Source organism: Enterobacter sp. T1-1 (assembly GCF_000710795.1).
Lineage (GTDB): Bacteria > Pseudomonadota > Gammaproteobacteria > Enterobacterales > Enterobacteriaceae > Enterobacter > Enterobacter cloacae.
Window position 1 is genome coordinate 1 of record NZ_JALW01000026.1, and the last position, 21,992, is coordinate 21,992.

The 21,992-nt window shown below is 58.5% G+C and carries 18 protein-coding genes and 2 pseudogenes; 5 read left to right on the top strand and 15 right to left on the bottom strand.

What is annotated here, in order from left to right:
• Window positions 1–265, top strand: a 265-nt coding sequence (locus AK59_RS0110645; RefSeq protein ID WP_029882722.1) for a LuxR C-terminal-related transcriptional regulator, incomplete at its 5' end; no start/stop codon positions are given.
• A gap of 3 nt (window positions 266–268) precedes the next feature.
• On the opposite strand, the gene AK59_RS0110650 is transcribed toward AK59_RS0110645, so the two are convergent.
• The 7 genes from AK59_RS0110650 to nasR all read right to left on the bottom strand — a co-directional run bounded on the left by AK59_RS0110650 (window position 269) and on the right by nasR (window position 12,632).
• Window positions 269–1,675, bottom strand: a complete 1,407-nt coding sequence (locus AK59_RS0110650) for a YchO/YchP family invasin (RefSeq protein ID WP_029882723.1) — start codon at window positions 1,673–1,675, stop codon at window positions 269–271.
• Between the two features lie 137 nt (window positions 1,676–1,812).
• Window positions 1,813–4,290, bottom strand: coding sequence for a nitrate reductase (locus AK59_RS0110655; protein ID WP_029882724.1), 2,478 nt, complete (start codon window positions 4,288–4,290; stop codon window positions 1,813–1,815).
• The gene (nirB, locus tag AK59_RS0110660) at window positions 4,287–8,276 is read right to left on the bottom strand and encodes a nitrite reductase large subunit NirB (RefSeq protein ID WP_081852446.1); all 3,990 of its coding nucleotides are present in this window, start codon (window positions 8,274–8,276) and stop codon (window positions 4,287–4,289) included. Before nirB ends, AK59_RS0110655 begins: the two co-directional genes overlap by 4 nt.
• Before the next feature lie 13 nt (window positions 8,277–8,289).
• Window positions 8,290–9,078, bottom strand: a complete 789-nt coding sequence (locus tag AK59_RS0110665) for an ABC transporter ATP-binding protein (RefSeq protein ID WP_013096250.1) — start codon at window positions 9,076–9,078, stop codon at window positions 8,290–8,292.
• A 9-nt stretch (window positions 9,079–9,087) separates the two neighbouring features.
• The gene (gene ntrB, locus AK59_RS0110670; RefSeq protein ID WP_013096249.1) at window positions 9,088–9,969 is read right to left on the bottom strand and encodes a nitrate ABC transporter permease; all 882 of its coding nucleotides are present in this window, start codon (window positions 9,967–9,969) and stop codon (window positions 9,088–9,090) included.
• A gap of 2 nt (window positions 9,970–9,971) precedes the next feature.
• Window positions 9,972–11,219: a CmpA/NrtA family ABC transporter substrate-binding protein gene (locus tag AK59_RS0110675; protein ID WP_029882726.1), complete on the bottom strand. Its 1,248-nt coding sequence runs from the start codon at window positions 11,217–11,219 to the stop codon at window positions 9,972–9,974.
• Between the two features lie 228 nt (window positions 11,220–11,447).
• Window positions 11,448–12,632, bottom strand: coding sequence for a nitrate regulatory protein NasR (gene nasR / locus AK59_RS0110680; protein WP_029882727.1), 1,185 nt, complete (start codon window positions 12,630–12,632; stop codon window positions 11,448–11,450).
• 72 nt (window positions 12,633–12,704) lie between these two features.
• Here nasR and AK59_RS0110685 point away from each other — a divergent pair, with 72 nt between their 5' ends.
• The 3 genes from AK59_RS0110685 to AK59_RS0110695 all read left to right on the top strand — a co-directional run bounded on the left by AK59_RS0110685 (window position 12,705) and on the right by AK59_RS0110695 (window position 15,401).
• Window positions 12,705–13,058, top strand: a complete 354-nt coding sequence (locus tag AK59_RS0110685) for a DsrE/DsrF/TusD sulfur relay family protein (RefSeq protein WP_029882728.1) — start codon at window positions 12,705–12,707, stop codon at window positions 13,056–13,058.
• 106 nt (window positions 13,059–13,164) lie between these two features.
• Complete coding sequence (locus tag AK59_RS0110690) at window positions 13,165–14,949, top strand: methyl-accepting chemotaxis protein (RefSeq protein WP_029882729.1); 1,785 nt, start codon at window positions 13,165–13,167, stop codon at window positions 14,947–14,949.
• A gap of 212 nt (window positions 14,950–15,161) precedes the next feature.
• A complete protein-coding gene (locus tag AK59_RS0110695) occupies window positions 15,162–15,401 on the top strand; it encodes a DUF1883 domain-containing protein (protein WP_013096243.1) in 240 nt (79 codons plus the stop codon).
• Window positions 15,402–15,442: 41 nt separating this feature from the next.
• Here the strand turns inward: AK59_RS0110695 and AK59_RS0110700 are convergent, their stop codons facing one another.
• Together AK59_RS0110700 and chaB are read right to left on the bottom strand one after the other, a co-directional pair.
• Window positions 15,443–16,138 carry a gamma-glutamylcyclotransferase gene (locus AK59_RS0110700; RefSeq protein WP_013096242.1) on the bottom strand — a complete coding sequence of 232 codons (696 nt, stop codon included), beginning with the start codon at window positions 16,136–16,138 and terminating at the stop codon, window positions 15,443–15,445.
• A 177-nt stretch (window positions 16,139–16,315) separates the two neighbouring features.
• Window positions 16,316–16,546, bottom strand: a complete 231-nt coding sequence (chaB, locus tag AK59_RS0110705) for a putative cation transport regulator ChaB (RefSeq protein ID WP_029882730.1) — start codon at window positions 16,544–16,546, stop codon at window positions 16,316–16,318.
• Between the two features lie 270 nt (window positions 16,547–16,816).
• On the opposite strand from chaB, the gene chaA reads away from it, so the two are divergent.
• Entirely contained in the window at window positions 16,817–17,917 is a 1,101-nt protein-coding gene (chaA, locus tag AK59_RS0110710) for a sodium-potassium/proton antiporter ChaA (RefSeq protein WP_029882731.1), read from the top strand.
• Window positions 17,918–18,032: 115 nt separating this feature from the next.
• On the opposite strand, the gene kdsA is transcribed toward chaA, so the two are convergent.
• The 6 genes and pseudogenes from kdsA to prfA form a co-directional block, all read right to left on the bottom strand.
• Window positions 18,033–18,887: a 3-deoxy-8-phosphooctulonate synthase gene (gene kdsA / locus AK59_RS0110715; RefSeq protein ID WP_013096237.1), complete on the bottom strand. Its 855-nt coding sequence runs from the start codon at window positions 18,885–18,887 to the stop codon at window positions 18,033–18,035.
• A 36-nt stretch (window positions 18,888–18,923) separates the two neighbouring features.
• On the bottom strand, window positions 18,924–19,733 hold the full coding sequence (gene sirB1, locus AK59_RS0110720; RefSeq protein ID WP_013096236.1) for an invasion regulator SirB1: 810 nt from the start codon (window positions 19,731–19,733) through the stop codon (window positions 18,924–18,926).
• Window positions 19,734–19,736: 3 nt separating this feature from the next.
• Window positions 19,737–19,879, bottom strand: a pseudogene (locus tag AK59_RS0110725) (siroheme synthase); the annotation flags it as partial.
• A 123-nt stretch (window positions 19,880–20,002) separates the two neighbouring features.
• Window positions 20,003–20,095: pseudogene (locus AK59_RS1000000124405) on the bottom strand (siroheme synthase); the annotation flags it as partial.
• Window positions 20,071–20,901, bottom strand: coding sequence for a peptide chain release factor N(5)-glutamine methyltransferase (gene prmC, locus AK59_RS0110730; RefSeq protein WP_029882733.1), 831 nt, complete (start codon window positions 20,899–20,901; stop codon window positions 20,071–20,073). The gene prmC and the pseudogene AK59_RS1000000124405, both read right to left, overlap by 25 nt.
• Window positions 20,901–21,983 carry a peptide chain release factor 1 gene (prfA, locus tag AK59_RS0110735; RefSeq protein WP_013096233.1) on the bottom strand — a complete coding sequence of 361 codons (1,083 nt, stop codon included), beginning with the start codon at window positions 21,981–21,983 and terminating at the stop codon, window positions 20,901–20,903. Before prfA ends, prmC begins: the two co-directional genes overlap by 1 nt.
• Between the last annotated feature and the right edge of the window lie 9 nt (window positions 21,984–21,992).

The following is a 21,992-nucleotide window of genomic DNA, read 5'->3' on the forward strand; positions in this document are numbered from 1 at the left end:
CTTGGGGGGGGCGTTACCCCCGGTGCTGGCCGCCAGCCTGCGGGCAAACCGCGCCACCTCTGACCGCGACGTCAGCCAGTTAACCCCGCGCGAGCGCGATATTCTGAAGCTGATTGCCCAGGGTCTGCCGAACAAAATGATCGCCCGTCGTCTGGATATCACCGAAAGCACGGTCAAGGTGCATGTGAAACATATGCTGAAGAAGATGAAGTTAAAATCCCGCGTTGAAGCCGCCGTGTGGGTGCATCAGGAACGCATTTTCTGAGGATTATTCATCCGGGAGTAACTTCCAGCGCGGGTCGTCGTCAGGTAACGCGACAAGCGGCTGAATCACGGTAAGCGTGATCTCATTGGATGAGACGCGCTGTCCTTTTTCATCTTCAACCACCGCCGACAGGTGCCAGCGGTTCTTCGCCCCCTCACTGTCATCCCAGGCAGGCATAATCACACTCCAGCCATCGCTGCTGTGCGTGTTGGCCGGTGCGGTCAGGCTCAGTGCCTGGGTATCGCCCTGCCAGTGGATCTGCCGAATACCGTGAGTGCTGCGTACCTGAAGCTTGAGCATCACGGTCTCGCCCCCTTTCAGATCCCACGGCGGGGTCGCCAGCCAGACGGAGAGCGTTTTGCGCTGGCGGAACTCCATTACCGGCAGGTTATCCCGCTCCGGTGAATCATAGCGACTGCCGCGCAGGGAGCGCGTGGCGGCAACTTCGCTGGCGGAAAGCTGCTTGGCAAGGGGCACACCAAAGCGATAGTTGAGCTTAAGCCCGAGGTTGTTCTGACTCGCACCGCTCTCCCCCTGCTTATGCGCCGCCGTCAGGGTGACCAGCGGAACAGGCGTATAGTTAAGCCCCAGGTTGACCGCCACCGGGTTGTGATAGCCGGTTCCACTGTTGAACAGGTCAACGTTGTCACCAAAGTACTGCTCAAAGCTGACGCTGGTGTTGAAATGATGAAACCACGGCAGCCAGGCTTTAGCGGTCACGTCATAGCCACGCGCCATGCGCTGCTCCTGCACGTCCGAACTCTCGCGCCAGCTGGCCAGCGGTTGATAGTAATTGGCAGACAGACGCAGATTCTCGCCCCACGCCTCCGCGCCCAACCCGGCACGCTGCAGGTTTTCATCAAGCAGGTTATCGTAAAAGGTGTTGTAGCCGAGCAGCCATTTTCCGGCAACCCAGCGCTGACCGATGCCGGCATTGCTCACCAGGCCGTCACTCTGCTGCGTCAGCCCCAGCTGGCTCCAGCTCAGGTAACGGTTGTTATCATTCCAGGGGATGAACCAGCTCCCGCTGCTGCCGTTAAAGTTCCCCTCGTCATCCACCAGTAAATTGACGCTGGCGTTGCCCCAGGGCGAGAGCCAGGACTCAATCTGCTGATTCACCTCGCCGCTCACCGCGTCACGCACCTTACCAAACGCGAACTGACGCGCCTGCTCGCCGGTGGTGAGGCCGTTATCGGTCATACTGGCTTCGCCAAAGGCTTTTGCCATTTCGGCCAGGTGCTTTTCCCCCTCGTCTGTTGGCGTCGCCATGCCGAGATCGGGCAAACTGTCCCCGTTGTTATCAAAGGGGTTTTCTGCCTGATGCATAAAGGAATTCGGGGCACCGTGAACGGCACCCGCCGTAAGAAGTGGGAGTAATAACAGAAAGCGAATGCGGGACGATACAGCCATCAACGTCGTAAATAAGAACCTGTGTTTATGAGGCAACGCTTTTAATGTTAACGCGATAAGCTGTGAAATGCAGTCTTAGCGCAAATTTCAGGAATATCCTGAACATTATTGTCGCTTTACCCGACACTATTAGACCATTATCCAAACAGCCCTTTCAGCTCCGGCACGCAGGAGCCGCAGTTGGTGCCACACCGTAGTTTCGCCCCCAGCGCTGCAACGGAATCGCACCCGCCGACAATCGCCTCCCGTATCGCATTTTCCCCGACGCAGTAACAGCTGCAGATTATACGTCCCGGATCAACACACTCCCCCGCGCCCGCGCCGTTCAGGAGCGCATGCCGCTCCGCAAGCGTCTCTGGAGCCTGACGGAAAGCCTCTTCAATAGTCGCATGCGCCAGCGCTGGCAACGTAGTCCCTTCCCAGAATCCGAGCATCAGCTCGCCGTTATGCCATGCCAGTAGGCTGCTGCGCGCATCCGTTCGGGCAAGTTGCAGTTGCCAGCCGTGCTGTTCAGCATACTCTTTCACCCACGGCATCAACGGTTCGTCAGCCGCCACCGTCAGGCGTGAGGCTTTGCGCCACCAGTGTACCGAAGGCGGCAGTTCCGGCAGCACACGGGCATACAGCTCTCCCTGCCATTCAGGCTGCCATGGCATGATCCTGACGGCGGTCTGTTTACTCTCCGGCTGGCCAGACTGCGGATCGCAGCGCCCCTCCACCAGCGTATTGACCTTTCCCTGACGGGCAAACTGCGCATTCCAGTGCATGGGCGCGAATACTTCACCCTCCCTTTGTCCATCGTTGATACGTACTTTTGCCACCATCACTCCACGCGGAGAACTGATCCGTGCCAGTTGCCCGTCGCAAAGGGCGAAACGCGCGGCATCTGCAGCGCAGATCTCAACGCAGGGCTCAGAGATATGCTGCATCAGCCCGGGAACATATCCCGTACGGGTCATGGTATGCCATTGATCGCGGATGCGTCCGGTATTCAGCAGCAACGGATATAACGCATCTGGCGCCGCGCCGTGCGGACGCGGGTCAACGGGCACCACATTCCGGTGGGGAAAATCGCCCGCCGCCCACTGATAAGGCTCAAGCTGACCCCAGTCCTCACGGGTAAGCCCCGCCAGCGCATGCAGATTAAACGCCCGTGCCCCGTCATTCTCAAACGCCGACAGCGCCGCATGTTCACAAAAAATCTCCTGCGGATGTTCCCAGGCAAAGGCCTCACCATAGCCGAGCTGTTTCGCCACCTGGGCAACAATCCACCAGTCCGGTTTTGCCTGGCCCGGGGCAGCCAGAAAGGCGCGCTGGCGCGAGATCCGCCGTTCGGAGTTAGTGACCGTGCCATTTTTCTCTCCCCAGCCCAGCGCCGGGAAACGAATATGGGCGTAGCGGCTGGTGTCGGTCTCCTGCATCACCTCAGAAACAATGACCAGCGGACAGTTCGCCAGCGCCTGGCATACCGCGTGACTGTCCGGCAGCGAGACAGCCGGATTGGTGCCCATGACCCATACCGCCTTTACCTCACCGCGGGCAATGGCGTCAAACAGCTCAACGGCCATCAGGCCCGGCGTTTGCGCCAGCCGTTCTGTTCCCCAGAAACGCGCCACCCGCGAGAGATCGTCCGGCTCGAAGTTCATATGCGCCGCCAGCTGATTCGCGAGGCCACCCACTTCCCGTCCCCCCATCGCGTTTGGCTGGCCGGTCAGCGAAAACGGCCCGCAGCCCTGACGGGCAAATTTCCCGCTCGCAAGATGAACGTTAATGATGGCGTTGCACTTGTCGCTGCCGCTGGAAGACTGGTTGATCCCCATGGTGTAGAGCGTAATGGCACGCGGCGCCGTGAGGAACCAGTCGTAAAACGTGGCAATCTCCTGTGCATCAAGACCACAAAAACCGGCCACGCGGGCAATCGGCCAGTCGTCGGTACCCTGGATCAGATTGAGCAAACCGACAAACAGCCCGGCGTCACTGCCGGGCGCGAGTGCCAGATGCAGGTCGGCGATATCACAGGTGGCGGTTTTACGCGGATCGATCACCACCACTTTCATTTGCGGATTGTTTTGCCGCGCCTGAACCAGCCGCTGATAAAGCACCGGATGCGTCCATGCCGCGTTTGAACCCACCAGCACCACCAGATCGCTGTTCTCCACGTCCTCATAGCTGCACGGCACCACATCTTCGCCAAATGCGCGCTTATAGCCTGCTACTGCCGACGACATGCAGAGCCGCGAGTTGGTATCGATGTTCGCCGCGCCGATAAACCCTTTCATCAGCTTATTGGCAGCGTAGTAATCCTCGGTGAGTAGCTGGCCGGAGGCGTAAAACGCCACCGCCTGCGGCCCCCAGGTGTCGATAATCGCCCGCAGCCGCTCGCCGGCCGTGCTTAACGCCTGCGGCCAGTCCACCTCCAGCCCGTCCAGCACCGGGTGCAACAGCCGCCCCTGCAGGCCAGTGGTTTCACCTAACGCCGCACCTTTGACGCACAGCCGTCCAAAACTGGCGGGATGGTGTTCATCGCCGCGCACCGTGACCTTGTCGCCCTCAACCCGGGCCACCACGCCGCAACCGACGCCGCAGTACGGGCACGTTGTTCGGGTTTCATTCATGATGCCTCCGCACGCACCAGCAACGCGTCGTTCCCCACCCACACCTTGCCGTTTTCGATTTTCACCGGCCAGGCGCGCACCGCAGGCTCACCGTTATCCACCTGGCAGCCGTCGCGCAGGCGAATACGCTGTTTATAGAGCGGCGAGATAACCACCGGCTCACCCGCCGCATCGCCAAGAATACCGCGTGACAGCACGTTCGCATCGCTGCCTGGCTCCTGATCGTCAAGGGCATAGACCGATTTGCCAAAACGGAACAGCGCGATCGGCTTACGCCCCAGCCGGGCGCCGATCCCCGCCTGCTCCGGGATCTCATCCAGACCGCAAATTTCCTGCCAGCGTTTGCTCTCTTCCGTCGCCGGACCGTTCACCGCCGTGCGGAACAGCGCCAGACGGTTCGGATCGTTAAGCGTGGTCTGCCATTCACACTGATACGTTTCCACCACACGGGCCATCTCCTGCTCCAGCTCGTGCGCAATACCGAGGCTATCGTCGAGGATCACCTCCCGCAGATAGTCGAGACCGCCTTCAAGGTTGTCCATCCAGGTGCTGGTCCGCTGCAGGCGATCCGCCGTGCGAATGTAGAACATCAGAAAACGGTCGACGGTACGGATCAGCGTCTCTTCATCCAGATCGCTGGCGAAGAGATCCGCGTGTCGCGGCTTCATGCCGCCGTTGCCACAGAGATAGAGATTCCAGCCCTTGTCCGTGGCGATCACGCCAACATCCTTGCTTTGCGCTTCGGCACACTCGCGGGTACAGCCGGACACCGCCATTTTGATTTTGTGCGGCGCGCGCAGCCCCTTGTAACGGTGCTCCAGTTTGACCGCAAGGCCGGTGGAGTCCTGCACGCCATAGCGACACCAGGTTGACCCGACGCAGGATTTCACGGTACGCAGGGATTTACCGTACGCATGCCCGGTTTCAAATCCGGCCTCCACCAGCGCCTGCCAGATCTCCGGCAACTGCTCCAGCGTGGCACCAAACAGGTCAATACGCTGGCCGCCCGTGATCTTGCTGTACAGCCCGTAGCGCTTTGCGATCTGCCCGATAGCAATCAGCCCGTCGGCCGTTACTTCCCCGGCGGGCATGCGCGGCACGATGGAGTACGTTCCGTCCTTCTGAATATTGGCAAAGTAGCGGTCGTTGGTGTCCTGCAGCGGCAGATGCGCCGGTTTCAGCAGGTATTCGTTCCAGCAGGAGGCCAGCACTGACCCCACCAGCGGTTTACAGATCTCACAGCCGTGCCCTTGCCCGTAGCGGCTAATCAGCTGGTCGAAGGTACGAATATGGTTGACCCGCACCAGGTGATATATCTCCTGACGCGAGTACGGGAAGTGCTCACAGATATCTTTTTTCACCTCCACGCCCAGCTCAGCCAGCTGGAACTCCATCACCTGTTTCACCAGCGCGCTGCACCCACCGCAGCCGGTCGCCGCTTTGGTGCACTGCTTGATGGCACCGATCTCCGTCGCACCGGCGCTCACTGCCTGGCAGATATCGCCTTTGCTGACGTTATGACAGGAGCAGATCTGCGCGCTGTCCGGCAGCGCCGCCACCCCCAGCGCTTTTGGCGCGCTACCGGAGAAGGCTGGCAAGATGAGCGTTTCAGGCTCTTTTGGCAGGCTGATTCCGTTAAGCATCATCTGCACCAGCGTGGCGTATTCGCTGGCATCCCCCACCAGCACGCCGCCGAGCAGGGTTTTGTTGTCATGGCTGACGACAATTTTTTTATAGATTTGCTGCGGGCCGTGGGTCCACTGGTAGCTCAATGCCCCCGGCGTACGGCCATGGGCATCCCCAAACGAGGCCACGTCCACGCCCAGCAGCTTAAGTTTGGTGCTCATATCCGCGCCGGTGAAGGATTTCTCCTCACCCGCCAGCGTGGCCGCCGCCACGCGTGCCATCTGGTAACCCGGCGCCACCAGGCCGAAGATTTTACCTTCCCACAGCGCACATTCCCCGATGGCGAAGATCTCCTTATCTGAGGTCTGGCAGGCGGTATCAATGCAGATCCCGCCGCGCTCGCCGATCGCCAGGCCGCTGCTGCGCGCCAGCGCATCCTGCGGGCGGATCCCGGCAGAGAAGACCACCATATCGGTGTCCAGCTGTTCACCGTCGGCAAAACGCAGGACCAGTCCGTCGTCGGTGGCCGCAATTTCGGTGGTGGCTTTGCTGGTGTGAACCCCGACGCCGAGCGCTTCAATTTTTTTACGCAGCATCGCCGCGCCGTCGTTGTCGAGCTGTACCGCCATCAGGTTGGGGGCGAATTCCACCACGTGGGTTTCAAGCCCCAGCTGTTTGAGGGCGTTGGCCGCTTCCAGCCCGAGCAGGCCACCGCCAATGACTACGCCGCGTCGGGATCCCTTCGCATGCGAGGCAATGTTATCGAGATCGTCCAGCGTACGGTAGACAAAGCAGCCCGGCAGCGTGTTGCCCGGCACCGGCGGCACAAACGGATATGAGCCGGTCGCCAGCACCAGTTTGTCCCAGTGGGTTTCGTGACCGCTGGCGGTACGCACCACATGCGCGTCGCGATCGATGGCGACAATTTGCTGCGACAAACGCAACTCTATGCCGTGTCTGGCAAAGAAATCGCCCTCCACCAGCGAGAGGGACTCCGCGCTGCGGCCGCCAAAATACTCTGAGAGATGGACGCGGTCGTAAGCGGCATAACGCTCTTCGCCAAAGACGACAATCTGGTATTGCTGATGCAGATTGCGGTTTACGCAGTCTTCAAGAAAATGGTGGCCGACCATACCGTGCCCAACCACCACCAGAGTAGGTTTTGTCATAGCGTTCTGTCCTGCAACCTGCGGTTGCGTCGTAGTGAATCGATCGAACAGCCAGTCCACGTGTGCGGGCGCAGCCGTTGCCAGTAAATCGGTAAATGTTGCCGCGCTGCGGCAATCTCCCATCAGCAGTACGCCAGCCAGCGCACCGCGATGAATCAGTAAGCGACGGTAGTGACGGGTCAGCGGATCCCACGCGTCCCAGACCGTATCCTCCGGTTGCGCCGTTACGCGCCCGGCGCTGAAGAGCTCAACACCGGTGACCTTCAGGCGCATCCCGCTGTCGGTATGGGCAAAAGGCACAGGGGCGTCCCCTGCCAGCCGGGCGGCGAGAATGTCCGCCTGTGCCAGGCAGGGGGCAACCAGGCCAAACGTCTGACCGTCGATTTCGCAGCACTCCCCAATGGCGCTAATAGCCGGGACGGAGGTCTGCATCTGCTGGTCGACCACAATGCCACGGGCGCAGTGAATACCGCTGGCGCTTGCCAGGGCGATGTTGGGCAGTACGCCGGTAGCCAGCACCACGCGCGCGGCGCTAACCTGGCGTCCGTTGAGCAGCGTCACTGAATCCGGCGCGATTGCCGCGATCCCTGACGACAGCTCGCAGCGCACGCCGCGCTCCGCCAGCGCAGCCTCCAGCAGCAGCCCCGCCTGCCGATCCAGCTGTTGTTCCATCAACCACGGTCCGCGATGCACCAGCGTGACGTTGTCACAAGTTTGTGCCAGCGCCGCTGCCGTCTCAACGCCCAGCACGCCACCGCCCAACACCACCGCTGGCCCCGGGATCTGCGCAATGGCTCGCGTATCCTCAAGGCCGCGGAAGGTAAAGACGTGTGGCGCATCGCCCCCGGGGATCGGCGGCACGAACGGTATCGACCCGGTGGCGAAGACCAGTTCATCCCACGCCAGCGTGGTCTGCGCGGTACGGATTTCCCGTTTCGCCACGTCCACGGCGAGCACCTTTTGCCCCCTGAGCACCGTGACGCCGCGCTCGCGGTACCAGTCATCGTCCTGCAGGCGGATCTGTTCCGGACGTTTTTCCCCACCCAACACCGGCGAAAGCTGGATGCGGTTGTACGCATGCTCAGGCTCCTCACCCAACACGGTGATCGCGAAGCGGCCAGGCGCACGCCCGGTCAGCGAGGCAATCAGCCGTGTTGCTGCCATTCCATTGCCGATAATGACCAGTCGCATCGTGGTGCCCCCACTACGCCGCTTTGGGCTGTTTTTCATAGAGGAAATGGAGGATCTGCTGGCGCATGTGGTGGTAGCGGCTGTCGTCCGCCAGCTGCACCCGGTTACGCGGACGCGGCAGGTCAACCTCCAGGATTTCGCCGACGGTCGCCGCCGGGCCGTTGGTCATCATCAGCACGCGGTCAGAGAGCAGCACCGCTTCGTCCACGTCGTGGGTGATGAGCACAATGGTGGTGTTGAGCGCCTGCTGGATTTGCATCACCGAATCCTGCAGATGGGCACGCGTCAGGGCATCCAGCGCGCCAAACGGTTCATCCATCAGCAACACTTTCGGCTTCATCGCCAGCGCACGAGCAATGCCCACGCGCTGCTTCATGCCGCCTGAGATCTCCCCCGGGCGTTTATGCAGGGCGTGCCCCATCTGCACGCGATCGAGGTTGTGTTCAATCCACTCCCGACGCTCCGCCTTGCTCATGGTGTGGCGGAACACCTGATCGACCGCCAGCGCAACGTTGTCGAAACAGGTCAGCCACGGCAGCAGGGAGTGGTTCTGAAAGACCACCGCACGCTCCGGTCCCGGCCCCGCAATTTCACGGTTGTCGCAAATCAGTCCCCCTTCCGTCGGCAGGGTGATCCCGGCGATCAAGTTCAGCAGCGTTGATTTGCCGCAGCCGGAGTGGCCAATCAGGCTCACGGTTTCCCCTTCGTGGATATCAAACGAGACGTTCTGCAGCGCCAGAAATTCTCCGCTGGCGGTAGAAAAACGCTGGCTTACGGCCTGGACCTGAATGATTGGTTTCATGTTCGCTCCTTATTTTTCCTGCCAGCTAAAGCGACGGGCGATCAGCATCAGCCCCTGCTCCAGCAGTAACCCGACCACGCCAATGATGACGATGGCGATGAGAATGTTTTCGACGTTGAGGTTGTTCCACTCATTCCAGATCCAGAAACCGATCCCTAAGCCGCCTGTCAGCATTTCGGCGGCGACAATCACCAGCCAGGCGATACCGATGGAAAGACGTACCCCGGTCAACACCGCCGGCAGCACCGCCGGGAAGAGGATCCGACGCAGAATGGTCCACTCAGAAAGCTGCAGCACGCGGGCGACATTGAGGTAATCCTGCGGAATACGGCGTACCCCTTCGGCGGTGTTAATCACCATTGGCCAGATCGAACAGATAAAAATGGTCCAGCTGGAAGCCGGCTCTGCTTTCTGGAACAGCAGCAGGCCGATAGGCAGCCAGGCCAATGGGCTGACCGGGCGCAGCAGCGCAATCAGCGGGCTGAACATGCGTGAGAAAAAGGTGAAACGGCCAATCAGAAAACCGAGCGGGATACCGACTAACGCGGCCAGGCCAAAGCCCACCGCCACGCGCTGCAGGGAGGCAAGCACGTTCCAGCCGATCCCCATGTCGTTTGGCCCGTCGCGATAAAACGGATCGGCGAACAGGGTGATGGCAGAATCCAGCGTGCTCAGCGGCGTCGGGAAGCCTTTGCTGTTGATTGCCGCCAGTTGCCAGAGCACCACCAGCAGCCCCAGCCCCAGCAGCGCCGGAATGATACGCTGGAGCACGTCGTTAATCCGGCGGGCAATCGCCGGAGGACGACGGCGAACCTGAACCGGTGGCAGGGTAATCACCTCGCCACTCACCGGCGTCTCGTGTTTTGCTTTCGTGCTGTGCAGATGCTGCATAATCAGGCCCCTTTACGGTGAATAGCGAAGCGGTTGGCATAGCCTTCAGGATCGGTACCGTTCCAGACGGTGCCGTCCATCAGGGTGCTACTGCGTAGTGGTGAAGTCGGTGTGGTAATGCCCCCTACCGCGGTGGCGGCATCCTGCCAGACCGCCGTCTGGTTAATGCGCTGCGCGATGCCCGCGTAGTCCGGCGCGGCTTTGAGCAAACCCCAGCGGCGGAACTGGGTTAAGAACCACATGCCGTCGGAGAGATACGGGTAGCTCACAGCCCCCTCGTTGAAGAAACGAATCGGATGCGCGTCCTGCCAGCGCGTGCCCACCCCGTTGTCGTACTCACCCAGCATCCGTCCGGTGAGGTACTGCTCTTTGGTGTTCAGCCATGCGCGACGCGAGAGGATCTGCGCCGTTTCACGTTTGTTTTCCGGTGAAGCGTCGATCCAGCGCGCGGCTTCCAGTACTGCGCTCACCAGCGCCCGCGCGGTGTGCGGATTTTTCTCCACCCAGTCGCGACGGGTACCGAGGATTTTTTCCGGGTGGTCAGCCCAGATAGACTGCGACGTTGCAGCGGTAAAACCGATGCGATCGTTAATGGCCCGGGCATTCCACGGCTCGCCGACGCAAAAGCCGACCATATTGCCAATGCGCATGTTCATCACCATCTGCGGCGGCGGTACCACCACGGTGCGAACATCGTCAAACGGGTTAATGCCCGCACTGGCCAGCCAGTAGTAGAGCCACATGGCGTGCGTGCCCGTCGGGAAGGTATGCGCGAAGGTGTACGTGCCCGGTGCCTGCTGACCAATCAGTTTCTTCAACCCGTCGAGATCGCGAACGCCCTTCTCTGCCAGATCGGCAGAGAGCGTAATCGCCTGGCCGTTCTGGTTGAGGGTCATCAGATTCGCCATCTGCTGTGGCTTACCGGCGATCCCCAGTTCCAGTCCGTACAGCAGACCGTAAAGAATATGCGCCGCGTCCAGCTCCCCCGCGACTAACTTATCGCGCACGGCCGCCCAGCTCGCCTCTTTGGTGGGCACGATGGTAATGCCATGCTTTTTATCGAACCCTTTCAGCGCCGCGATGACCACCGGAGCACAGTCGGTCAGCGGGATAAACCCGATGCGCACCGTCTCCTGCTCGGGTTTATCCGAGCCTGCCGCCCACGCGGCCTGCATGACACCCGGTAACAACATTGCACTGCTCGCCAGCACGCTGGCCTGCAAAAACCGCCGTCTCGACAAATCCGCCATGACCACTCCTGAAAAAAAGACAAAAAAAAGCGCCCGACGGTGCCGAAGCACCGCTGGACGCCTTTATCCCGAAGACTGATGCACCGCCGTTGGCGCACCGTCAAAATTGGTTACTGAAATAATGCAAAGCTAATGCCAGGTTTTAATACCTTGTTTTTGTGGCTTTTGCCCCACTGGCTCTGCAAAAACGCACCTCAATCAGGCACAACGTGCCCACTGATTGTGCAGCTACTCCTTAGGGGTTAGCTGCCACAATCGCTTCACGGTAAGCAGCGCGCGGGCGATATCCACCATGCGCTGATTCTTATCCATCGCCATTTTGCGCAGCGCCGTCCACGCCTGTTCCTCACTCATGTTGTGGTGGGTCATCAGCACGCTTTTGGCTTTATCAATGGTCTTGCGCTCTTCCAGCGTATCGCGCAGCGTCGCGAGCTGGCGGGAAAGCTGTTCTATTTCACGAGCCTGCTGGCGAACCAGCGGCAGCAAAGGTTTATCCGGATAAAGCGCGAGCGGATCGTCATTCTCATCGGCACTTACCGGATGTTGAGGGTCATGATGGATACGCTCATCAACCGCCAGCATCAGGTCGGCGATAACCATCTCCTCCAGGGTGCGCAGGTGCTCAAGACGCGACGTTTGCAGGGCGAACCAGTTCAGCGCCGTATCGCCATTATCCGCAGCAGGCTGGCGGGTACAGGCCACACGCCGGAGTTGCTCTGTCTCGCGGTCGGGCTGGCAGTCCCGGGAAAAGGTGCTCTGCACATCCGCCGGGCTGTGGCTTAAAAAGATCTCAAAACAGGCCTGCTGCCCGTCAATGCGATCCACCAGCCTCTGACGGGTGACATCATCAAAAAAACCCTGCGTGAAGCCAATGGCCCCCAGCGCCCGCTCTTGTCCCGCCAGCTCTTTGCCCTGCATCAGGCTGTAGAGGGCAACAAAACGCCCCGCCAGTTGCGGATCGTCAATGCTGTCGTTGAGCTGCGGCACGATACTGAGCAGATGGCGAAGCATGCGACAATAATGTTCCATCGCCTGCGGGGCGGTAACGGTTTGTTGATTCACCCCTTCTCGCAGGGCGGGGAGTGATTCAAGGCTCTGCAACGCAGCGGCGATGCGCTCACACACGGCGCTGCCCGGCACTGGGGAGTGTTTATCCAGAATGCCATACAGTATGGTGAGATTTTCATCCACCAGCGCCCGGCTGGCTTTGCATTCGGGGGCATAGAGCTTACCCTGTGAGCAGAGCCAGACGTTTGATGCACCGCGCTCGCACTGTAGCATATGCACCAGTTGGCTAATGCCATTCACCAGTACGCCCAGCTGAGCCAGCTTGCTGAGCTGCTCCTGGCGCAACGCTTTTGCGCGCTGGAGCCATTCGGTTGCACCCGACGAATTGCCAGCCATTAATGTCATGCTTACTCTCCCGGATAACCCTACCTGGGAGAATCAAGCAATATTCGTGCCTTAATATAAACAGGAGTTAACATGCAGAAGATTGTGATCGTCGCCAACGGGGCGGCCTACGGCAGCGAATCCCTTTTTAACAGCCTGCGTCTGGCCATAGCGCTGCGCGATAACGCGAGCGAGCTGGATCTGCGGATCTTTTTGATGTCCGACGCGGTCACCGCCGGTCTGAAAGGCCAAAAACCGGCAGAGGGCTACAACATTCAGCAGATGCTGGAGATCCTGACGGCGCAAAACGTGCCGGTTAAGCTCTGCAAAACCTGCACTGACGGGCGCGGTATCACCGGGCTGCCGCTGATTGACGGCGTGGAAATTGGCACACTTGTCGAGCTGGCCGAATGGACGTTAGACGCCGATAAAGTATTAACTTTTTAATAATAAACCCGTAAAAATATTATTTTCTTATGGACGCGGTTTCAGCATCAAGTTTACCTGCGGGGTTGCCGATAGGCATGGAAACAACACAGCAGGTATTTCACTTATGTTCAGATCGATTCGTGCTCGCATCATTGCCGCGACGACAGGCTGCCTGGTCGTCGCCCTTCTTCTCAATACCGTCATTAATTTCCAGGTCACGCGCCAGGATAATCAGCAGTCGCAGCGTGACATTCTGACCAGCACCAGCGCCAGCCATAACATGGCGATTGCCGACTGGGTGAAAAGCAAAATGACGGTCATTACCTCCGCCCAGAGCGTGGCGCTGAGTGACGACCCGGTACCGGTCTTTAAACAACTCGCCCAGGCGGGAGGCTTCACCAACGTCTATGTGGGCTATGCCACTAAAACGGCGAAATTCTCTGAGCCTGCGGGCGTGCCTGCGGATTATGACCCGACCATTCGCCCCTGGTATCAGCAGGTGGTCAGCCAGGACGGACCGGTGGTGACCGCGCCTTACGTGGACGCCGGAACCGGAAAACTGGTGGTAACTTTTGCGGTACCGGTAAAAGAAAACGGGACCCTGAAAGCGGTGGTGGCGGGCGATGTGGCCATGGATAGCGTGGTGGCTAACGTGCGCGGCATTCACCCGACCCCGGCCAGCAGCGGGTTACTTCTGAACAGCGACGGCAGCGTTATCGCCGCCAACGATCCGGCCCTGACGTTAAAACCGTTTGCTGAGACCATTACCGGCACCGATTTAGCAACCCTGAAAAGCGGTGAACCGGTTGATGGCACATTTGACGGCGGTGATAAAACCCTCGTGGCCACGGCCGTTCCGGGAACAAACTGGATGCTGGTGGTCGCGCTCGACAATAACGACGCCACCTCCGGCATGCACTCGCTGCTGAAAGCCTCGGCACTCTCGCTGGTGATCCTCGCCCTGCTGAGCGGCGCGCTTGTCCACATCCTGATTGCCCGCCTGCTCAAGCGGTTGTCCGATATCCGCGACGCGATGCATAACATCGCCAACGGTACCAACGACCTCTCCCAGCGCCTGCCGGAGAGCGGTAACGACGAAGTGGCGCAAATCGCCCAGGCGTTTAACGCCTTTAGCGATAAGCTCTCGGTGGTGATGATCCAGCTGCGTGACGCCAGCGCCTCGGTGAAAAATGCCGCCCAGGAGATTGCGGCTGGCAACCAGGACCTCTCCGGGCGTACCGAGCAGGCAGCCTCCAGCCTGCGTGAAACCGCCAGCGCCGTAGAGCAGATCACCGCGTCGGTGACTCAGTCAAATGAGTCCGCGGCAGAAGCGAATGAACAGGCCAGTAAAGCCTCCGCTGCGGCCTCACGCGGCGGTGAGGTCGTCTCTCAGGCCATCAGCACCATGCAATCCATTGAAGTGGCTTCGGCAAAAATTGGCGATATCACCAGCGTGATTGATGGCATCGCCTTCCAGACCAATATCCTGGCGCTGAACGCCTCGGTGGAAGCGGCGCGCGCCGGTGAGCAGGGCCGCGGGTTTGCCGTGGTGGCAGGCGAAGTGCGTAACCTGGCGAGCCGCAGCGCCCAGGCGGCGAAGGAGATCAAATCGCTTATCGACTCCACCACCGACAGCGTGGCAACCGGCTCCCGCTATGTACACCTGGCCGGGGAAAGCATGGATGAGATCCGCGCCAGCATCGGCAGTGTCTCGGCTATCATGCGTGAAATTTCCATCGCCACCAGCGAGCAGATGAAAGGCATCCATGAGATCAACCATGCTGTCACGCACCTCGACAGAATGGTGCAGCAGAACGCTGAACTGGTGGTGCAATCCGCCGCAGCCGCCAGCGCACTGCAGAGCCAGGCGGGCGACCTTGCTGAAACTGCCGGGCATTTCCGCATTTAATTTTCTTCTGGCGCGCCTTCACCGTGTAAATGCGCGCCAGCTGAATGCTTTCAGGTATTTTGTCATTTTTGTTTAAACGTTATGCCATTTTTTGATCAAAATCAGCATCCCGACGCTCCCCCTTTGGTGTTATGCCATGAGTGAATTGTGAACAACATCACGCTCGGAAATGGCAGCAGGGAGAGCGTTGTTTAAGACTACGGGGTAAATAAATGGCACTGGTAAAAACAAGTTTGAAACTGTTTGGCGGGGATACGGTAGTGGTGCGTTGTTCAGAGCGCTGCCGTATTCATTTGATGAGTGCGAAGGCACAAAAACAATCGCAGGCAGATATCCTGACCGTGCAGGATGATAAGGCGTGGCTAACCGTCCCATATACCGGCACATGGGATGTCCTGATTGACAGCCATAGTCAGTCACTCGAACACTCAGTCAGCTACGTGGCCGCTTAAAAACAGACGCCCGGTCTGCACTCTCGCAGCCGGGCGTATTATCAGGCAAAACCCGGACGCAGCGGGTTATTCAGCGGATTTCCTTCCAGCAGTGCTTTCACCTTCGCTACAAGCTCATTCAGACACTCGTCCTGCATGCCGAGGCGCGTCAGTTCCTGATCGAGTGAAAACAGATACTGCGCGTTTGTGCCGAGCGGTCCACTGGCCGCCGCAATCAACGGCGCGATCACCTGCGTGCGGGTATCCGCTTCATACAGAGGATGGCGCGGATCCATAATAAACACCAGCGCGTTGACGGTGCGTCCGTCATCAAGTTCCAGCTTGCACCAGCTTGGCATATAGCAGCCGGTGATCATCTCGCGCTTCCAGAGCAGCGTCAGCTCCTCTTCGAGGGTGGCATCCGGCAGGCGATACGCCACCCCCGTGGTGCGTCCGCCCTCTTTCAGTGCAAGCATACGTCCCGGCTGACAGGCACTTCCGCGTCCGGCGGTTAATCGCAGACAAAATGCGCGATGCCACCCCGGGAGCGTACCTGTCGCCGATTCGACAAATTCCAGAGCCGGGTTCCACATCAGCGAACCGTAGCCAAAAATCCATACCGGGCCATCATCCGGGCGGCAGGCAAGCGTGGCAGCGAGCGACGCCGCACGTTGTTCAGCTGACCAGAGAAGCGATTCCTCAATAGCACCAAATGCCGTCTTACAATCTGCCTTCATTAAGAAATCACGCGTTAACACTTTACACCTCCGCCACTGCATGCTTCCTTGCGACATCTGTAATTCACCTTCCCGGCATTATCTACTGGTCATTTTGCCAGCAGTTGAATAACGATAAGCAATTCGCGGGCCAGTTGCAATACAACGGCAGTTCAACTGCCTGAAAAGTCAAAATGAAGGCAGCTTATTATTTTACGGCTATTTCTTTTTATGCCATTTATCATCGTCTCCTTTCTCGTAGTCATGTTTTACTGCCGCCCAAGCCACTTTATGCGCCGTCTCTTCCCGGCTGGCATTGTCCCGACGATCGTCTTTATCTTTGTATTGATCCCAGGCGCTGTTAAACGCCTCTTTATAGATATCCTGCGCATGTGCGGGCAGTACGTTTTGCACGTTATCGGGTAAATCGCGTTTCGTTTTATATGGCATCACTAACCTCTCTTTTGCTTAAAAAGATAAGTGTGGACGACGATGCTGCAAGCTGCCAGTCGCGGATCAATTTTGAAGAATTAATGAAGTTAATTACATGTTATTTAATATGTATTAATCAAAAATATGACATTATGGATATCAGGAGACTTAAAACAGGATTAGGGTAAAATTAAGTAAAAGATAAAGGGTATTTAACAGAGATCTGTTAATTTAATGACCTCAAAATTCTATCTATAATTACAAGCACCTGCATTGATGGAGAAGCGCATGACAGCAGCACACGAGGCGGTAAAAACCCGCCACAAGGAGACGTCGCTCATTTTCCCGGTTCTGGCACTGGCTGTGCTGCTCTTCTGGGGAAGCAGTCAGTCACTGCCAGTGGTGGTTGGTATCAATATTCTTGCGCTGGTAGGGATTTTAACCAGTGCCTTTAGCGTGGTTCGCCATGCCGATGTCCTGGCCCACCGTCTGGGCGAGCCATATGGATCGTTAATTCTCAGCCTTTCCGTTGTGATTCTTGAGGTCAGCCTCATTTCCGCGCTGATGGCGACCGGCGACGCCGCGCCAACCCTGATGCGCGATACGCTCTATTCCATCATTATGATTGTGACCGGCGGTCTGGTGGGCTTTTCACTGTTGCTGGGCGGCCGTAAGTTCGCCACCCAGTATATGAACCTGTTTGGCATTAAACAGTATTTGATTGCCCTGTTCCCGCTGGCGATTATCGTGCTGGTCTTCCCGATGGCGCTGCCGGGAGCAAACTTCTCTACCGGTCAGGCGCTGCTGGTCGCATTGATTTCCGCCGCCATGTACGGCGTGTTCCTGTTGATTCAGACCAAAACGCACCAGAGTCTGTTTGTGTATGAGCATGAAGATGACAGCGACGACGATGACCCGCACCATGGCAAACCATCTGCCCACAGCAGCGCGTGGCACACGGTTTGGCTGATCGTACATCTGATTGCGGTTATCGCCGTCACCAAGATGAACGCCAACCCGCTGGAGACACTGTTAACCGAGATGAATGCCCCGGTGGCGTTTACCGGCTTCCTGGTGGCGCTGCTGATCCTCTCGCCGGAAGGGCTGGGCGCGCTGAAAGCGGTGCTGAACAATCAGGTACAGCGCGCCATGAACCTGTTCTTCGGCTCGGTACTGGCGACCATTTCGCTTACCGTTCCGGTGGTGACGCTGATTGCCTTTATGACCGGTAACGAGCTGCAGTTTGCGCTGGGCGCGCCGGAGATGATTGTGATGATGGCGTCACTGCTGCTGTGTCAGATTTCGTTCTCAACCGGGCGCACCAATGTACTCAACGGCGCGGCGCATATGGCGCTGTTTGTGGCGTACTTAATGACAATTTTTGCGTAGCCTTTTTGCCCAGCGGCGCTTCGCTTGCAGGGCCTACGGGTTTTGTAGGCCGGGTAAGCGCAGCGCCACCCGGCAATATGTCCCATAAAAAAACCCGCCGAAGCGGGTTTTTTTATTAGTTGCTGGTATCCAGCTCGTCGAAGCTCTTCACCAGATCGTCAATCGCTTTGATCTGTTTCAGGAACGGCTCCAGTTTGTCCAGCGGCAGCGCGGATGGACCGTCGCATTTCGCATTCGCCGGATCCGGGTGCGCTTCAATGAACAGACCCGCCAGGCCGGTCGCCATACCGGCGCGCGCCAGTTCGGTCACCTGCGCACGACGGCCACCAGACGCGGCGCCAAACGGGTCGCGGCACTGCAGAGAGTGGGTCACGTCAAAGATCACCGGGGACTGGTTAGAGACGTTTTTCATCACGGTGAAGCCCAGCATATCCACAACCAGGTTGTCGTAACCGAAGTTGGAACCACGGTCGCACAGGATCACCTTGTCGTTACCGCCTTCGATAAACTTATCGACGATGTTCCCCATCTGGCCTGGGCTCACGAACTGCGGCTTCTTCACGTTGATGACCGCACCGGTTTTGGCCATCGCTTCCACCAGGTCAGTCTGACGAGCCAGGAACGCTGGCAGCTGAATAACGTCAACCACGTCCGCCACAGGCTGCGCCTGAGACGCCTCGTGAACGTCGGTGATCACTTTCACGCCAAAGGTCTGCTTCAGTTCCTGGAAAATTTTCATCCCCTCTTCCAGGCCCGGGCCACGGTAGGAGTGAATGGAAGAGCGGTTGGCTTTGTCAAAAGAGGCTTTAAACACGTACGGGATGCCCAGCTTCTGGGTCACGGTCACGTAGTGCTCGCAGATACGCATGGCGAGATCGCGGGATTCCAGCACGTTCATACCGCCAAACAGCACGAACGGCAGGTCGTTTGCCACGTTGATATCACCAATGCTAACCACTTTTTGTTTCATAGGATCGCCTTATTCAGGTGTGAATCGGAATTAAGATTAATGCAGTGTAATTTGTTTGTGCGAGATCGCGTTGATCTGCGCGCGAATCATTTCGCTGATCGGATCTTCCGGGCATTGCTCGACGAAATAGCTTAAATCGTTCAGCGCCACATGCTCGCAGTCGAGCTGGGCATAAATCAGCCCGCGGTCGCGAATTTCGTACGGGTCTTCCGGATTAAATTGCAGCAGCACTTCGCTGGCGCGCAAGGCCAGCTCCATCTGCCGCTCTTCCATCAGTGCAGATTTCAGCGTATCCAGCAGCTTGCGGATCACTTCGGCGTTATCGGCTTCGTCGAGATCTTCGTTAAAGAGCTCGGCCACCGGGCTGATATTACCTTTCAGCCAGACATCCAGCGTATGTTCATCCAGCGTATCGCCGTTAAACGGATTGATTAACCACATCTCCCCGTCCAGCCACTCGGCACGCAGGATCATCTGCGTCGGGAAAATGACCGGCACCAGTGGAATATCCAGACGGTGCGCGATCCACAGCAAAATAGAGCCCAGCGCAACGGCGCTGCCCTGACGATTTTTTAAGACCTGGTCCAGCCATAATGCGTCAGACAGGCGATACACGCCACGCGTGTCGCAGAAACCCCACTCGCCGTAGAAAAGCTCCAGCAGCTTTTCCAGTTGCCAGTCCTGCGGACGCGCCTGATTGATCTCTTCGCGCGCCAGGCTGACCAGACTCTCCAGCTCATCGTAGACATACTGCGACGTAAAATCGTCGCGAATCATCTCCGAAATCAGGATCATGCCATCGCAGAGCGGCACTTTATTAAATTCGAAATCGGCTAAGGACCTCATGACTTACCCCAGTAACGGTATTCTTGTGGTGGCGAGTTTAATGATGATGTACAGCACCACCAGACCCAGCAGAAAGGCGATAAACCCGACCTGCTGGCTGCGCGGACGACGACGTCCAGGCGCGATAAAACCCAAAACGATATATACCCATCATACTTCAAGCTGCATGCGCGTTGGCTGCGCTCGCTCACCTCAGTCACATAGTTAACTATGCTCCTGAGGACTCGCTCTCTTGCCGCCTTCATGCAACTCGAATTATTTTGGGTATAGATGATAACGCCAAACAGCTTTTCAGTCAGCCATGCGCCTTTATCAGTAAATGGCAGATAACCTGTTTTCACTGCCACTGCCCCAGCGTCAGACGCTCGTTACCGCCGTAGTCGCGGCAGGTCTCGACAGCAGCATAACCCGTCTGCCTGAAGAGCCCACGCACCGCCTCCCCCTGCGTCCAGCCATGCTCCACCAGCAGCCAGCCGCCGGGCAGGAGATGTTGTCGTGACGTTGTCACAATGTCTTCCAGATCGGCCAGCCCTGCATTACCTGCGACCAGCGCCGTCAGCGGTTCAAAGCGCACATCCCCCTGCGCCAGGTGTGGGTCGTGTTCGTCAATATAGGGCGGATTACTGACAATCATCCCGAACGTCTGTTTCTCCAGCGCACTGAACCAGCTGCTTTGCTGCACGGTCACATTAGTCACGCCCAGTCGCTCAACGTTACGCTGCGCCAGCGCCACCGCGTCGGGCATCACATCGACCGCCGTTACCGCGCAATCGGGCCGCTCGGTGGCGAGCGCCAGCGCGATTGCGCCAGTGCCCGTTCCGAGATCGAGAATGCGGCTGGCCACTGCGGGTAACCGCGCCAGCGCCTGCTCCACCAGACATTCGGTGTCGGGACGCGGGATCAGCGTCGCCGCTGAGACGAACAAGGGTAACGACCAGAACTCGCGCTCCCCGACCAGATGTGCCACCGGCTCGCCGGTTTTACGGCGGGCAAGCAGCGCGGCCAGCTGCGCTTCCTGCTCTACGGTCAGTTCGGTTTCACCGAAGGCCAACAGATACGTGCGGGCTTTTCCCGTCACATATTCCAGCAAAATTTCGGCGTCGCGCTTCGGGCTTTCACTGTCAGAGAGCGCGCCGGTGGCCTGGCGTAACCAGCTCTGAAAATCCATTATTCCTGCTCGGACAATGCCGCCAGCTGGTCGGCCTGGTATTCCTGCACGATAGGCTCAATCAGCATATCGAGCTTGCCTTCCATCACCTCATCCAGACGGTATAACGTCAGGTTGATGCGGTGGTCGGTCACGCGGCCCTGCGGGAAGTTGTAGGTACGGTTACGGTCGCTACGATCGCCGCTGCCCAGCAGGTTACGACGGGTAGAAGCTTCCGCCTGTTGCCGTTTTGCCATTTCCGCCGCGTGAATACGCGCACCCAGTACGGACAGCGCTTTGGCTTTGTTTTTGTGCTGAGAACGCTCGTCCTGACACTCCACCACAATGCCGGTTGGCAGGTGGGTAATACGGATGGCGGAGTCGGTGGTGTTAACGTGCTGACCACCCGCCCCGGAAGAACGGAAGGTATCAATACGCAGATCGGCCGGGTTAATGTCCGGCAGTTCCGCTTCCGGCAGCTCTGGCATCACCGCAACCGTGCAGGCTGAAGTGTGAATACGGCCCTGCGACTCGGTCGCCGGTACACGCTGCACGCGATGGCCGCCGGACTCAAACTTGAGACGGCCGTACACGCCGTCACCGCTGATTTTGGCGATCACCTCTTTAAAACCGCCGTGCTCGCCTTCGTTGGCGCTCATGATCTCCACGCGCCAGCGACGCGATTCGGCGTAACGGCTGTACATGCGGAACAGGTCTCCGGCGAACAGTGCCGCCTCATCACCGCCCGTTCCGGCACGGACTTCCACAAACGCGTTACGCTCGTCGTCTGGATCTTTCGGCAGCAGAAGCACCTGCAGCTGTTGCTCCATCTCTTCTGAGCGCGCTTTGGCATCCTGCAGCTCTTCCTGCGCCATTTCGCGCATTTCAGGATCGTCGAGCATCATCTGCGCGGTTTCGATATCTTCCTGAACCTGTTGCCAGTCGGTAAAGCATTTTGAAACATCACTTAACTGCGCATATTCACGCGACAGTGCGCGAAAACGTTCCTGGTCCGCAATGGTCCCGGCATCGCCGAGCAGCGCCTGGACTTCTTCATGGCGCTCGTGCAGAGCTTCCAGTTTAGCGACGATAGAAGGCTTCATAGGCGTAAG

What these genes read in the sequence shown, in the direction of transcription:
- AK59_RS0110650 (WP_029882723.1), bottom strand. Translation starts at nt 1,675, where the DNA reads ATGGCTGTATCGTCCCGCATTCGCTTTCTGTTATTACTCCCACTTCTT.
- AK59_RS0110655 (WP_029882724.1), bottom strand. Translation starts at nt 4,290, where the DNA reads ATGAATGAAACCCGAACAACGTGCCCGTACTGCGGCGTCGGTTGCGGC.
- nirB (WP_081852446.1), bottom strand. Translation starts at nt 8,276, where the DNA reads ATGCGACTGGTCATTATCGGCAATGGAATGGCAGCAACACGGCTGATT.
- AK59_RS0110665 (WP_013096250.1), bottom strand. Translation starts at nt 9,078, where the DNA reads ATGAAACCAATCATTCAGGTCCAGGCCGTAAGCCAGCGTTTTTCTACC.
- ntrB (WP_013096249.1), bottom strand. Translation starts at nt 9,969, where the DNA reads ATGCAGCATCTGCACAGCACGAAAGCAAAACACGAGACGCCGGTGAGT.
- AK59_RS0110675 (WP_029882726.1), bottom strand. Translation starts at nt 11,219, where the DNA reads ATGGCGGATTTGTCGAGACGGCGGTTTTTGCAGGCCAGCGTGCTGGCG.
- nasR (WP_029882727.1), bottom strand. Translation starts at nt 12,632, where the DNA reads ATGACATTAATGGCTGGCAATTCGTCGGGTGCAACCGAATGGCTCCAG.
- AK59_RS0110685 (WP_029882728.1), top strand. Translation starts at nt 12,705, where the DNA reads ATGCAGAAGATTGTGATCGTCGCCAACGGGGCGGCCTACGGCAGCGAA.
- AK59_RS0110690 (WP_029882729.1), top strand. Translation starts at nt 13,165, where the DNA reads ATGTTCAGATCGATTCGTGCTCGCATCATTGCCGCGACGACAGGCTGC.
- AK59_RS0110695 (WP_013096243.1), top strand. Translation starts at nt 15,162, where the DNA reads ATGGCACTGGTAAAAACAAGTTTGAAACTGTTTGGCGGGGATACGGTA.
- chaB (WP_029882730.1), bottom strand. Translation starts at nt 16,546, where the DNA reads ATGCCATATAAAACGAAACGCGATTTACCCGATAACGTGCAAAACGTA.
- chaA (WP_029882731.1), top strand. Translation starts at nt 16,817, where the DNA reads ATGACAGCAGCACACGAGGCGGTAAAAACCCGCCACAAGGAGACGTCG.
- kdsA (WP_013096237.1), bottom strand. Translation starts at nt 18,887, where the DNA reads ATGAAACAAAAAGTGGTTAGCATTGGTGATATCAACGTGGCAAACGAC.
- sirB1 (WP_013096236.1), bottom strand. Translation starts at nt 19,733, where the DNA reads ATGAGGTCCTTAGCCGATTTCGAATTTAATAAAGTGCCGCTCTGCGAT.
- prmC (WP_029882733.1), bottom strand. Translation starts at nt 20,901, where the DNA reads ATGGATTTTCAGAGCTGGTTACGCCAGGCCACCGGCGCGCTCTCTGAC.
- prfA (WP_013096233.1), bottom strand. Translation starts at nt 21,983, where the DNA reads ATGAAGCCTTCTATCGTCGCTAAACTGGAAGCTCTGCACGAGCGCCAT.